The organism is Paraburkholderia sp. 31.1 (assembly GCF_014397645.1).
Lineage (GTDB): Bacteria > Pseudomonadota > Gammaproteobacteria > Burkholderiales > Burkholderiaceae > Paraburkholderia > Paraburkholderia tuberum.
On sequence record NZ_VZQN01000021.1, the window covers coordinates 1 to 13,123 of the forward strand.

Annotated in this window: 10 protein-coding genes, 1 tRNA gene, 3 pseudogenes and 2 riboswitches; of the genes and pseudogenes, 11 read left to right on the top strand and 3 right to left on the bottom strand. The window is 64.8% G+C overall.

Going from position 1 to position 13,123, the window contains the following annotated elements:
* Positions 1 to 117: 117 nt before the first annotated feature.
* From F6X37_RS37980 to F6X37_RS17605, 3 genes and pseudogenes are all read left to right on the top strand, one after another.
* A pseudogene (locus F6X37_RS37980) lies at positions 118 to 330 on the top strand (phage late control D family protein); the annotation flags it as partial.
* A gap of 160 nt (positions 331 to 490) precedes the next feature.
* Positions 491 to 772 (top strand): BrnT family toxin, encoded by a 282-nt coding sequence (locus tag F6X37_RS17600; protein WP_187612211.1) that lies wholly within the window; start codon positions 491 to 493, stop codon positions 770 to 772.
* Positions 744 to 1,019, top strand: coding sequence for a BrnA antitoxin family protein (locus F6X37_RS17605; protein ID WP_090802433.1), 276 nt, complete (start codon positions 744 to 746; stop codon positions 1,017 to 1,019). The genes F6X37_RS17600 and F6X37_RS17605 overlap by 29 nt, the downstream gene beginning before the upstream one ends.
* 130 nt (positions 1,020 to 1,149) lie before the next feature.
* On the opposite strand, the gene F6X37_RS17610 is transcribed toward F6X37_RS17605, so the two are convergent.
* A complete protein-coding gene (locus tag F6X37_RS17610) occupies positions 1,150 to 1,881 on the bottom strand; it encodes an alpha/beta hydrolase (RefSeq protein ID WP_187612212.1) in 732 nt (243 codons plus the stop codon).
* A gap of 61 nt (positions 1,882 to 1,942) precedes the next feature.
* Between F6X37_RS17610 and F6X37_RS17615 the strand changes: the two are divergent.
* Positions 1,943 to 2,254: pseudogene (locus F6X37_RS17615) on the top strand (hypothetical protein); the annotation flags it as partial.
* Positions 2,246 to 2,536: pseudogene (locus F6X37_RS17620) on the top strand (tyrosine-type recombinase/integrase); the annotation flags it as partial. The pseudogenes F6X37_RS17615 and F6X37_RS17620, both read left to right, overlap by 9 nt.
* A 54-nt stretch (positions 2,537 to 2,590) precedes the next feature.
* On the opposite strand, the gene F6X37_RS17625 reads toward F6X37_RS17620, so the two are convergent.
* Positions 2,591 to 2,666, bottom strand: a tRNA-Arg gene (locus F6X37_RS17625).
* A 308-nt stretch (positions 2,667 to 2,974) separates the two neighbouring features.
* Here F6X37_RS17625 and F6X37_RS17630 point away from each other — a divergent pair.
* On the top strand, positions 2,975 to 3,874 hold the full coding sequence (locus F6X37_RS17630; protein ID WP_187612213.1) for a c-type cytochrome: 900 nt from the start codon (positions 2,975 to 2,977) through the stop codon (positions 3,872 to 3,874).
* 120 nt (positions 3,875 to 3,994) lie between these two features.
* On the opposite strand, the gene F6X37_RS17635 is transcribed toward F6X37_RS17630, so the two are convergent.
* Complete coding sequence (locus F6X37_RS17635; protein WP_187612214.1) at positions 3,995 to 6,085, bottom strand: UvrD-helicase domain-containing protein; 2,091 nt, start codon at positions 6,083 to 6,085, stop codon at positions 3,995 to 3,997.
* A gap of 308 nt (positions 6,086 to 6,393) precedes the next feature.
* Between F6X37_RS17635 and F6X37_RS17640 the strand changes: the two genes are divergently transcribed.
* The 5 genes from F6X37_RS17640 (at position 6,394) to gcvP (ending at position 13,044) form a co-directional block, all read left to right on the top strand.
* The gene (locus F6X37_RS17640; protein ID WP_187612215.1) at positions 6,394 to 7,443 is read left to right on the top strand and encodes an oxidoreductase; all 1,050 of its coding nucleotides are present in this window, start codon (positions 6,394 to 6,396) and stop codon (positions 7,441 to 7,443) included.
* A 218-nt stretch (positions 7,444 to 7,661) separates the two neighbouring features.
* The gene (locus F6X37_RS17645; protein WP_018418835.1) at positions 7,662 to 8,012 is read left to right on the top strand and encodes a hypothetical protein; all 351 of its coding nucleotides are present in this window, start codon (positions 7,662 to 7,664) and stop codon (positions 8,010 to 8,012) included.
* A 107-nt stretch (positions 8,013 to 8,119) separates the two neighbouring features.
* Positions 8,120 to 8,222, top strand: a riboswitch (glycine riboswitch).
* Between the two features lie 20 nt (positions 8,223 to 8,242).
* Positions 8,243 to 8,403, top strand: a riboswitch (glycine riboswitch).
* A gap of 80 nt (positions 8,404 to 8,483) precedes the next feature.
* Positions 8,484 to 9,599 carry a glycine cleavage system aminomethyltransferase GcvT gene (gene gcvT, locus F6X37_RS17650; protein WP_187612216.1) on the top strand — a complete coding sequence of 372 codons (1,116 nt, stop codon included), beginning with the start codon at positions 8,484 to 8,486 and terminating at the stop codon, positions 9,597 to 9,599.
* A 59-nt stretch (positions 9,600 to 9,658) separates the two neighbouring features.
* Positions 9,659 to 10,039 (top strand): glycine cleavage system protein GcvH, encoded by a 381-nt coding sequence (gcvH, locus tag F6X37_RS17655; RefSeq protein ID WP_090802422.1) that lies wholly within the window; start codon positions 9,659 to 9,661, stop codon positions 10,037 to 10,039.
* A 68-nt stretch (positions 10,040 to 10,107) separates the two neighbouring features.
* Positions 10,108 to 13,044 carry an aminomethyl-transferring glycine dehydrogenase gene (gene gcvP / locus F6X37_RS17660; RefSeq protein WP_187612217.1) on the top strand — a complete coding sequence of 979 codons (2,937 nt, stop codon included), beginning with the start codon at positions 10,108 to 10,110 and terminating at the stop codon, positions 13,042 to 13,044.
* Positions 13,045 to 13,123: the final 79 nt, after the last annotated feature.

Consider the following 13,123-nt stretch of genomic DNA (forward strand, 5'->3'; position numbering starts at 1 on the left):
ACGACATCTGTTGCAAGGTCTTTTCCTCGGCTTCGCTCAGCTCTACAACACACTTCATCTGGACTCCGGCGCAATGGGGTCGCCGAAGTTAACAAAATTCAAACGCGTTTACCAGCAACACTTACCGTCGACGAGGTAGAGCACAGCGGCGCCCCGGATATCCTCACCATTCGGGCGCGCTCGGCCTCGATGACCAAGGACATGGGCGAACGAAAGGAGGCGAGCTGGCACGGCGAAACGCTCGGCCCGATCGTGCGCAAGATCGCCGGCCGGCACAGCCTCAAGCCGGCGATCGCCGACGCCCTCGCGAAAATCGCGATCGCGCATATTGCACACGATTGCCGATGGCGGATACACGACGCAGCTCGACCTGGAGATGCGCGACGATCCGACGAGCGACCGGCACCGCTCGAACTTTCGCAAACCAGGCAAGTAATCGTAGTTACAAAAACCTGTTGCGCGCGCCAGTTTACGTAACTACAATAACCATATGACAACAACACACGACCCAGCTAAAAGCGAAGCCAACGAAGGGAAGCACGGCGTTTCCCTGGCGCTCGCTGATGCTATCGATTGGTCGTCGGTATGGTGCGCGCCCGACGACCGCAAGGACTACGGAGAACTGCGCGAAATAGGCTATGCCGTGATCGATGCCCGTCTCTATTGCATCGTTTTCACGCAGCGCGGCGAAACCTTCCGGGTTATCAGTCTGCGCAAAGCCAACAACCGGGAGATTGACCGCTATGAAGAAGCAACCCAAATTGATCCGTAACACGCCAGAAGAAGAAGCCGCGATTGCGCGCGGCATCGCGGCCGACCCTGACACGTTCGAGCCGACCGATGAACAGTTCGCGCAGATGAAGCGACGCGGCGGCCGGCCGAAACTCGCGAATCCGAAAGTCGCGGTAACGGTGCGGTACGACGCCGATATCGTCGACCGGTTCAAGGAAAGCGGCGAAGGCTGGCAAACCCGCATGAACAACGCTTTGCGTGACTGGCTGAAAACACACCACGCATAGGCGTTCCGCAAACGATCGTTTTCAGTACAACCTGACAAGGGGGCGCACAGTGCCCTTTTTGTCGATTCGAATTTCCATAGCGTCAATGCCAGACAAACTCCCCGGAATCGGCCAGACGCTGCGATTTTCGTTATTTACCGGCGACGCGACGGCCTGCGCTGAGTTTTTCCCAGGTGGCTCCGTTTTCGCCCGTGGTAACGCATTGCTGGCGCAAGCCAGCTTGCAACACGACACTGCCGATCGAGTAGTGATGACCGCCGTACTCGCATTGCGGCGCAGCAGGCAGCTGCGCGGATGCTGCCGATCGCTCCACGACGACGTGTGCCACTGCTGCGAGCGCAGCGATCACTCCGCACGCTACAGCAACCGCGCGCCACGGCGTCTGTTTCCCGGGCGCTTGCGCGATGGTCGCCGCCGTCTGAGCAAGGATCGGCGGATCTACTACAACCGGCTTCACGGGAGCGACTGCATTGCTCGCGCCTTCAATGGCATCGTGCCGCGACGTATCGACCGCCTGAACTGGGTTTCGTGATGTTGCCCTGGCCGATGCCGGCTCTGTTGTGCCATTTCGCAACCACACTTCGAGATATGACATTGCACGCTGGTACACGTCGCGCGGCATCTCGTCCATGTTCGGAAACTTGAACACGGTCATCAAGCGCCGATAGACCATCAGCTTGTCGGTCTGCGTCTTGGCTTGGATCTGATACGCCTTGCGTGCGATCGCACTACGCTGACGATCGCTGATGCAACTCGGTTTCGGTTCGTTGTGGATATGCACGCTTACGTTGGATTGCGCGCTATTCGTCTTGACATCGCGGCCTGCAACTTGCCCGATGTTCCCGTTGAATTTCTGTTGCATTACTTTTTATTCTCCAACGCGGCTGGCACGGCACCGGTTGGCGCGACCATAGCGCCGACCAAGGCGGTTCCTGACCGGGCGCGGGATCTCCGATGCTGCGGTCGACGCGGCGATCACGGCCAGGACGCTCGGCTTTAACGACTGGACCAGCTCGAAGGCGCAGCCCGGCGAAGTCGGCCACGGCGGGCCGGCCGCCGCGTTCATCGTCCGCACACTGAATCCAGGCCACGTCGTCGCCGTCGACATGCGCTATATCGACCCGACAATCAACGGCGGCGTCAAGACGCAGACCCAAGGCGACAAGTCAGGCTACGGCTGGACAGCCGACGTGCAGCGGCTCGACAAGGCAAGGCGCGTGATCGTCGTCGAAAGCGTGTTCGTATACCACGGCAAACCGGTCTACCAGACCGTGACTGCGGCGTGGACCAAAGCGCTGAAGCGGGCCGGTATCCGTGACTGCCGCTGGCACGATCTGCGCCACACGTGGGCAAGCTGGCATGTGCAGCGCGGCACGCCGTTACAGGTGCTCAAGGAGCTGGGAGGATGGGAAACGCTGGAAATGGTGCAGCGGTACGCGCACCTGTCGGCCGATCACTTGGCGCAGTGGGTGCAGCCGATGACGATGCAAGCCGCACCGCAGTTAGCTGCAATTTAGCTGCAATTCGTGGGGAGCGGGAACGGGTGAATTCGTTGGAACCCTTGTCAGGGTTGGTGCGCCCGGCTGGGATCGAACCAGCAACCCCTGCCTTCGGAGGGCAGTACTCTATCCATTGAGCTACGGGCGCTTCACCACAAAACTGCGGGGAATCTACGCGAAAGCGCGCCAACCAGAACGGACGCGACGCCAACGCGAGAGACCGCAAGGATACCCGGTTTCGGCCGAACCGTCCACAGGACGGCCTCCGACGCCCATCCCAGCGTCTTCCCCGACCCCTGCCATCGTCCATACCGATCCGGGTAAACGCCGGCTGAACACCGTCCTGGCCCTCTCGCCGCCGCCGAAAGCTTGCGTCTATAATCGTCCGTGGCTGATAAAGAACAAGAAGTTGCCGTCGCGCTGTACCGCTCACACACCCACGGAGACGAGACAAGCATGAGCGAAGCACCACACGGAGCCCCGATCAAAACCCCAGCACAGCTTATCGCCGCGGTCATCGCCGGGTTTGCTGTGCCGATCGTCATCATCGTTCTGCTCGCCGTCTACGTCGATAATTCGACGCGCACCGGCGCCGGCACCGACTCTCTCTCCGAAGCCGAAGTCACCTCCCGCATCCATCCGATCGCCCAAGTCGAGATTCGCGACGCCAACGCACCGCGCGTCTACAAGAGCGGCGAGGAAGTCTACAAGGCGGTCTGCTCGGCGTGTCACGCGTCGGGTGCCGCAGGCGCGCCGAAATTCACCAACACCGCCGACTGGGCGCCGCGCATCGCGCAGGGCTTCGACACGCTGTGGCACACCGCGCTGTCCGGCAAGGGCGCCATGCCGCCGCGCGGCGGCACGAGCCCCGACGACTACAGTGACTTCGAGATCGCGCGCGCGGTCGTCTATATGGCGAACAATTCGGGCGCGAGCTTCCCCGAGCCGGCGCTGCCGGCGGCGGGCGCGGCCGCGGCATCCGGTGCGGCAGCGGCATCCGGTGCAGCAGGTGCATCGGATGCGGGCGCGGCCCAGGCCGCCGCGGCGATGGCCGCAATGGCCAGCGTGCCGCAGACTCCCGCCCCGGCAGCAGGTGGCGCGCAAAGCGCGGACGCCTCGCAGGCCGGCAAAGCGCTGTATCAGTCGGTATGCCAGGCCTGTCACGCGACCGGCGTGCTGAACGCGCCGAAGTTCGGCGACAAGGAAGCATGGGCGCCGCGCCTGAAGGACCCGATGAACACCGTCTATAACTACGCGCTGCACGGCAAGGGCGCGATGCCGCCGAAGGGCGGCTCGAACGCATCGGATGCGGACGTGAAGGCCGCGGTCGACTATATGGTCAGCGCGGTGAAGTAAAGCAGGCGGCATCGGTCGTCGCTGAAATGAAAAATCCCTGCATGCGCTAACGCGATGCAGGGATTTTTTATGTGCAATCGCAAGCAACCGCACCTGGTGGGCACTTGCAGTCCCGCCCGCTCACGACTTCTGCAACAACGCCTTCAGGCTCGCGAGCCGGTCCTTCGGCGACATCGGCGCTTCTTCCGGAGTCGGCGGCGGCGCATCGTCGAGCAGCATTTCGTTGATGAAGCGCGACGCCTCGCAGACGACCGTCTCCCGCGCCCGCTTGCGCTTCTTGCACCAGTTCAGATGCAGGCTGCGCTGCGCGCGCGTGATCGCGACGTACATCAGCCGCCGTTCCTCCTCGATGCGCGCGTCGTCGATCGGCTCGTCGTCCGCGCTGCCCCGATGCGGCATGATGCCTTCCTCGACGCCGACCAGGAACACGTGCGGATACTCGAGCCCCTTCGACGCATGCACGGTCGACAGCCGCACCGCATCCGGATCTTCCTCGCGGCCTTCGAGCATCGACATCAGCGCGACCGTCTGGATCAGCCCGAGCAGGTTCTTGCCGGTGTCGCCGAAGCCGTCGGCGGTGTCGTAGCCGGTCGCTTCGCTGCCGCTGCCGTGCTCCGGCTCTTCCTTCGTGCCCTTGCGCTTGAGCCACTCGATGAACTCCAGCACGTTCTGCCACTTCGCCTGCGCCTGGCGTTCGTCGAACGCGTCGTACAGATACGCTTCGTAGTGGATCGCCCCCATCAGCTCATTGAGTAGCGTGCCCGCCGCGTCCTTCTCCGCGCGGTCGGTCAGGCGCTGCATGAAGTCGCAGAACGCGCGCATCGGCTCGATCTGACGCGGCGACAGACGCGCCTCGATGCCGCCCATGTAGACCGCCTCGAACAGCGACACCTTCGCCTGACCCGCGAACGCGCCGAGCGCCTCAAGCGTCGTATTGCCGACGCCGCGACGCGGTGTCGTGATCGCGCGGATGAACGCGGGATCGTCGTTCGCGTTGGCGATCAGACGCAGGTACGCGCAGATGTCCTTGATCTCGGCCTTATCGAAGAACGACTGGCCGCCCGACAGCACGTACGGAATCCGTTCGCGGCGCAGCACCTGCTCGAAGATGCGCGCCTGGAAGTTGCCGCGATAGAGGATCGCGTAGTCGCGGAAATTCGCGCGCCGCTCGAACTTGTGCGCGGACAGCCGAAACACGACGGACTCCGCCTCGTGCTCCTCGTCGTTGCAGCCCGTCACCGTGATCGTGTCGCCCATGCCGTGCTCGGACCACAGCTTCTTCTCGAACAGCTTCGGGTTGTTCGCGATCACGTTGTTCGCGGCGCTCAGGATGCGCACCGTCGAGCGGTAATTCTGTTCGAGCTTGATCAGGTGCAGGTTCGGGAAATCCTTGCCGAGCTGGCCGAGGTTTTCGAGGGTCGCGCCGCGCCAGCCGTAGATCGCCTGATCGTCGTCGCCGACCGCCGTGAACGCCGCGCGCTTGCCGGCCAGGAGCTTCACCAGTTCGTACTGGCATGCGTTGGTGTCCTGATACTCGTCGATCAGCAGATAGCGCAGCTTGTTCTGCCAGCGGTCGCGCACCTGCTCGTTGCTCGCGAACAGTTCGGCGGGCAGGCGGATCAGATCGTCGAAATCGACCGCCTGGTACGCATGCAGCGTCGCCACGTAGTTGCGATAGACGATCGCCGCCTGATGCTCGTCCTCGGTCGAGGCAGTCGCGATCGCCTGCTCGGGCATGATCAGGCCATTCTTCCACAGCGAGATGATCGACTGGATCTTGCGGATGAGGCCCTTGTCCGTCGAGCCGACCTGCTCCTGAATCATGCCGAAGCAGTCGTCGGAATCCATGATCGAGAACTGCGGCTTCAGGCCGACATGCTCCGCCTCCTGACGCAAAATCTGCACGCCGAGCGAGTGGAACGTACACACCGTCAGCTGGTTCACGGGCACCTTGCGGCCTTCCTTGCCGGGTGCGGTCAGCGTCTTGCCTTCGAGCAGCTTGCCGACGCGCTCGCGCATCTCCGCCGCGGCCTTGTTCGTGAACGTGACGGCGGCGATGTGGCGTGGCTCGAAGCCCTTCGCTTCGATCAGGTGCGCGATTTTCTGCGTGATCACGCGCGTCTTGCCGCTGCCGGCGCCGGCGAGCACGAGACAGGGGCCGTCGAGATAACGGACCGCTTCACTTTGAGCGGGGTTCAGGCCTGCGGACATCGTTTGTGGATGGGTAATACGGTTGAGGGCCGCTGAGGTCGGACCGGCGGGTGGCGCCGGCCGAAGGCCCGGGGCATGCTGCGCGGCGCAATGCGCGCGAGAGGTGCGATGTTAACATGGCCACCGCGATGGCCACTGCGATGGACGCCCTCGTTGGATGCCTCGATGGTTCGGACGCCCCGACGGGCTGCGCGCAACGCCGGCAGTCATGCTCAGCCCCCAGTCCAGCCCACAAATGCCACAATGACCAGATTGCGCGCCGCCGCCGCGGTGGCAAGGCGGCGCGCCGCTCCTCCAGGAAGACTCGCATGTCCGCATCGCTGAAAATTGGATTGATGGGCTACGGCTTCGCCGGCGCGACGTTTCACGCACCGGTGATCGAACACTGCGGACGCGCGAGGGTCGCCGCGATTGCGACCGGGCAATCCGAGCGCGCGCACGCCGACTTTCCGCACGCGAAAATCGTCGCCGATCTCGACGCGCTGCTCGCGCTCGACGACATCGACTGCGTCGTGATCGCGACGCCCAACGACACCCACTTCGACCTCGCGCGCCGCACCCTCGAAGCCGGCAAGCACGTGGTCGTCGACAAGCCTGTCACGCTGAGCGCCGCCGACGCCCACACGCTTGCCAATATCGCGCTCGCGCGCGGCAAGCTGTTCGCGCCCTTTCACAACCGCCGCTGGGACGGCGATTTTCTGACCGTGCGCGATCTGCTCGCGCGCGTGGAACTGGGTCGCCTCACGCAGTACGAATCGCATTTCGACCGCTTCCGGCCGGGCGTGCGTCAGCGCTGGCGCGAAGACGTGACGCGCGGCGGCGGTCTGCTGTTCGATCTCGGTCCGCATCTGATCGACCAGGCGCTCGCCCTCTTCGGCGCGCCGCGGACCGTATCGGCGACGGTGCGCACCCATCGCGACGACGCAAGTGCACCCGACTACGTGCACATCCAGCTCGGCTACGACGAGTTCGAGGTCGTGCTGCACGCAAGCGCGTTGACCGCGTTGCCGGGAGCGCGCTTTGCTATCCACGGCACGCGCGGCAGCTACGTGAAGTACGGCCTCGACACCCAGGAAGATCAGCTGAAAGCGGGCCTGCGCCCCGGCGACGCAGGCTTCGGCGCCGGCGACAGCCCCGGCGTGCTGCGCGTGCTCGAAGGCGACGAGGAAGTCGAGTGCGAATTGCCGACCCGCAACGGCGAGTACGCAGGCTTCTATATTGCGTTGGCCGACGCGATCCAGAACGGCGTCGCATTTCCGATCAGCACGCGCGACGCGGTCGACGTGATGACGATCATCGACCTGGCCGCGCGCAGTTCCGAGCAGGGCGTGCGACTGCCGTTCGAGCGCATTCGCTGAACCCCGCCCCGCTGCGCGTCGACACCGCGCCACCACGATCTGTGTACCAAAAACGGGACCGCCTTTAGCGCCGCGAAGGCTGTCGGCGCGGGCTTTCCTGACGTTCTGGAAAGGAACATAACGTTACAAATTCGCCCGCTGCCAGGTCAGCGGGCGTTCTTCGTCAGCCGTTGCTAGTGAGGTAGCAACCCAACACGACAACGACTCCGGGAGAATCCATGTCTCGAATCATCCGTGCCCTTGTTGCATGCGCGCTGCTCGGCTCCGTCGCCGCCTGCGTGGTAACGCCCCCGCCGGCGCCGCATCCGGGCCCGACTCCGCAGCAGATCGCGGACCAGCGTCTGCATCAGGTCGACGGCCGCATCGACAATCTCGCGCACCGTATCGATAACCGCGTGAATCAGGGCTATTACCCGCCGCCGCAAGGCGCCGCGCTGCATCATCGTCTCGAGACGATTCGCCAGGAAGCGCATGACATGGCCGCCCAGCATGGCGGCGGTTTGTCCGCGGAAGAACAGCGCGTGCTGAATCAGGAACTGGACAATGCGGCTCATGCGATCGGCGAGTGAGCCAGCGAGCAAGTGGTCAAACCGAATCGGCAAACGAGCCACCAGGTGAGCCCCCACACCGCTCCCGGGCCTTTATTTGACAAGCCCCGGCCCGTCGCGTAAATTCGCCGCACGCGTCGGGAGAGCGTGCTGGCAGGCGAAAAATCGCAGGCCGCGCCGCCGAAGGGGCACACCCGCAAACTCTCAGGCAAAAGGACCGACCGCGTCGAAAAACCCGTCTTCCGGCGGCTTTTTCGCACTCTGGAGAGCGGCAGTAGCCATCCGCGTCGCACCTCGTGCACCGCAGGCAGGCTGCCCACCGAAGGGGCGCGCGTTTCACCGTGACGGATCGAGCTCATTGAGCCAGTCGCGGCGGCGCAATCTCTCAGGTATCGAGGACAGAGGGGTCATGCAGAACCACGCTCGCAGGCACACGGCCGCGAGGCAGTGCGCCGCATGGCCTTTTTTGTTTCGCGAGATGCCCGAGGCCCCATGACCGAACTCAAACACACCCCGCTCCACGCCGCTCACCGCGCGCTCAATGCTCGCATGGTCGACTTCGGCGGCTGGGACATGCCCGTCAACTACGGCTCGCAGATCGAGGAACATCGCGCGGTGCGCACCGACGCCGGCATGTTCGACGTGTCCCACATGTGCGTGGTCGACTTCACCGGCGAGCGCGTCCGCGCGTTCTTCGAATACGCGCTCGCGAACAACGTCGCGAAGCTGCAAACGCCGGGCCGCGCGCTCTACTCCTGCATGCTGAATCCGAACGGCGGCGTGATCGACGATCTGATCGTCTATTACTTCGCCGAAGACCACTTCCGCGTGGTCGTCAACGCCGGCACCGCCGACAAAGACATCGCCTGGTTCGGCCAGCTCAACGCGGGCGGCTTCGGTCTCACCATCACGCCGCGCCGCGATCTGGCGATCGTCGCCGTGCAAGGCCCGAACGCACGCGAAAAGGCCTGGCAAACCGTGCCGGCCGCGCGCGCCGCGACTGAAACGCTGAAGCCGTTCAACGCCGCGCGCGTCGACGGCACGCCGTTCGGCGAGTTGACCGTCGCGCGCACCGGCTATACCGGTGAAGACGGCTTCGAGATCATCGTCCCGGCTACCCACGTCGAAGCGCTGTGGAATGCGCTCGCGGCCCACGGCGTGCGCCCGGCCGGTCTCGGCGCGCGCGATACGCTGCGCCTCGAAGCCGGCATGAACCTGTACGGCCGGGACATGGACGACAATGTCTCGCCGCTCGACGCCGGCCTCGCATGGACCGTCGACCTGGCCTCGCCGCGCGAGTTCGTCGGCAAGAGCAGCCTCGAAGCCGACGGCTCGCGCGCCGCGTTCGTCGGCCTGATCCTGCTGAAGGAAAACGGCAAGGCCGCGGGCGTGCTGCGCGCGCATCAGAAAGTCGTCACGCCGCACGGCGACGGCGAAATCACCAGCGGCACGTTCTCGCCGACCATGCAGGAATCGATCGCCTTCGCGCGCGTGCCGAAGGGCGTGCAGCCGGGCGACACCGTGCACGTCCAGATTCGCGACAAAGCCTGTCCCGCAAGCGTGGTAAAACTGCCGTTCGTGCGCAACGGCAAGGTGCTGGCGGTCTAAGCGGCCGGCGCACGCCCCTACATTCAAACACTACCGAACATACCGTTCAGGAGCATCCAATGAGCATCCCGGCCGAACTGAAATACACCGAATCGCACGAATGGGTCCGCACCGAAGCGGACGGCACGCTGACGGTCGGCATCACCGACCACGCGCAGGAAGCGCTCGGCGACATCGTCTTCTTCGAAGTCCAGGAACTCGGCAAGTCCGTGACCGCGGGCGACACCGTCGCCGTGATCGAATCGGTGAAGGCCGCCTCCGATATCTACGCGCCGGTCTCGGGCGAAGTCATCGAGGCGAACACGACCGTCGCGGACTCGCCCGACACCGTCAACAGCACGCCGTACGACAGTTGGCTGTTCAAGATCAAGCCGGCCGCCGATGCGTCGCTCGACCGTCTGCTCGACGCCGAGGCGTACGCGAAGTCGATCGGCGCCTGAGTCGCCGTTTGTTTTAACCGTCAGGCGCGGCGCTCGCACAACGGCGCGCCGCGCCGCCAGGAACACCCATGAAGCTCGAACACCCGGATCGTCTGATGAACCGCACTCCTCTCTCGCTCGCCGCGCTCGAAGTGCACGACGCCTTCGCCGAACGGCATATCGGCCCGGATACGGCCGACCAGCAAGCGATGCTCGAAGCACTCGGCTTCGCGTCGCGCGCGGCATTGATCGACGCCGTCATCCCGAAGACGATCCGCCGCACCGAAACGCTGCCGCTCGGCCCCTTCGCGCAACCGAAGAGCGAAGCCGAAGCGCTCGCCGCCTTGCGCGAGCTCGCGGACAAGAACCAGGTGTTCCGCTCCTACATCGGCCAGGGCTATTACAACGCCCATACGCCGACGGTGATCCTGCGCAACGTGCTCGAAAATCCGGCGTGGTACACCGCGTACACGCCGTACCAGCCTGAAATTTCCCAAGGCCGTCTGGAAGCGCTCCTGAACTTCCAGCAGATGGTCACCGACCTGACCGGCCTCGCGATCTCGAACGCATCGCTGCTCGACGAAGCGACCGCCGCCGCCGAAGCGATGACGCTGCTGCAACGCGTCGGCAAGCCGAAGTCGAACGTGTTCTTCGTTGCCGACGACGTGTTGCCGCAGACCATCGAAGTCGTGAAGACGCGCGCGACGCCGGTCGGCATCGAAGTGAAAGTCGGCCCGGCCGCTGAAGCCGCCGACGCCAACGCATTCGGCGTGCTGCTGCAATACCCGGGCGTGAACGGCGACGTGCGCGACTACCGCGCGCTGACCGAAGCGATCCACGCGGCGGGCGGCCATGTCGTCGTCGCCGCCGACCTGCTCGCGCTGACGCTGCTTACGCCGCCGGGCGAATGGGGCGCGGACGTCGCGGTCGGCAATACGCAGCGTTTCGGCGTGCCGGTCGGCTTCGGCGGCCCGCATGCCGCGTACCTCGCGGTGCGCGACGAATTCAAGCGGCAAATGCCGGGACGTCTGGTCGGCGTAACCGTCGACGCGCAAGGCAACCCCGCGCTGCGTCTCGCGCTGCAAACGCGCGAGCAACACATCCGCCGCGAGAAGGCGACCTCGAACGTGTGCACCGCGCAGGCGCTGCTCGCGATCATGGCGAGCATGTACGCGGTCTATCACGGCCCGCGTGGCCTGAAGACGATCGCACTGCGCGTCAATCGCATCGCCACGCTGCTCGCCGAAGGCGCGAAGCAGCTTGGCTATCAGCTCGTCAACGAAACTTTCTTCGACACGCTCACGTTCGACACCGGCGCCCGCACGCAAGCGCTGCACGACGCGGCTACGGCCAGGCGCATCAACCTGCGCCACGTGAGCGCGACGCAAGTCGGCCTGTCGATCGACGAAACCACCACGCGCCACGATCTGGCCGACCTGCTCGCGGTGTTCGCTCAAGCGGCCTTCACGAGCGACCTGCCGCAAGTCGATGCGCTCGACGCCGCGCTCGACGCATCGAACTCTGCGTCGGTGCCGGCCGCGCTCGAACGCACGAGCGCGTACCTGACGCATCACGTGTTCAACCGTCATCATTCGGAAACGGAAATGCTGCGCTATCTGCGCAGTCTGTCGGACAGGGACCTCGCGCTCGATCGCTCGATGATCCCGCTCGGCTCCTGCACGATGAAGCTGAATGCGACGTCGGAAATGCTGCCGGTCACGTGGCCCGAGTTCGGCCAGATCCATCCGTTCGCACCGACCGAGCAAACCGTCGGCTACCGCGAGATGATCGATCAGCTCGAAGAGATGCTGGTCGCCGCGACCGGCTATGCGGCCGTGTCGCTGCAGCCGAACGCGGGCTCGCAGGGCGAGTACGCGGGTCTTTTGATCATCCACGCCTATCACGCGTCGCGCGGCGAAGCGCATCGCGATGTCTGTCTGATTCCCGCTTCGGCGCACGGCACGAACCCGGCGTCGGCGCAAATGGCCGGCATGCAGGTCGTGGTCGTGGCATGCGACGCGCAGGGCAACGTCGATATCGAAGACCTGAAGAAGAAGGCCGCGCAGCACGCCGATAAGCTCGCGGCGATCATGATCACGTACCCGTCGACGCACGGCGTGTTCGAGCAGAACGTCCGCGAAATCTGCGAGATCGTGCATGCGCACGGCGGCCAGGTGTACGTGGACGGCGCGAACATGAACGCGATGGTCGGCCTGTGCGCGCCGGGTCAGTTCGGCGGCGACGTCTCGCATCTGAACCTGCACAAGACCTTCTGCATTCCGCACGGCGGCGGCGGACCGGGCGTCGGTCCGGTCGCGGTCGGCGCGCATCTCGCGCAGTTCCTGCCGAACCAGACTTCGTCGGGCTACCAGCGCTCGGAGGATGGCATCGGCGCGGTGTCGGCCGCGCCGTACGGCTCGGCGTCGATCCTGCCGATCTCGTGGATGTACATCGCGATGATGGGTGCGAAGAACCTGAGCGCCGCGACCGAAACCGCGATCCTCAACGCGAACTACGTCGCCAACAAGCTCGCGCCGCACTATCCGGTGTTGTACTCGGGCCCCGGCGGCCTCGTCGCACACGAGTGCATTCTCGATCTGCGTCCGATCAAGGACACGAGCGGCATCACCGTCGACGACGTCGCGAAGCGCCTCGCCGACTATGGCTTCCACGCGCCGACGATGAGCTTCCCGGTACCGGGCACGCTGATGGTCGAACCGACCGAGTCGGAGTCGAAGGAAGAGCTCGACCGCTTCATCGAGGCGATGATCGCGATCCGCGAGGAAATCCGCGCGGTGGAGGAAGGCCGCGCGGACCGCGAGGACAATCCGCTGAAGCACGCGCCGCACACGGCGGCGGTCGTGATCTCTGACGACTGGAAGCACGCGTATGCGCGCGAGACCGCCGCCTACCCGCTGAAGACGCTGATCGCGAGCAAGTACTGGCCGCCGGTCGGTCGCGCGGACAACGTGTACGGCGATCGCAACCTGTTCTGCTCGTGCGTGCCGATCGCCGATTACGAGTAAGCAGCGCGAGTCGGCGAGAGGTCATGCCCGGCGCTGTGAAGGTCCGTCGGCGTTTGCGAGCGGTCCGCCCGCGGTCCTG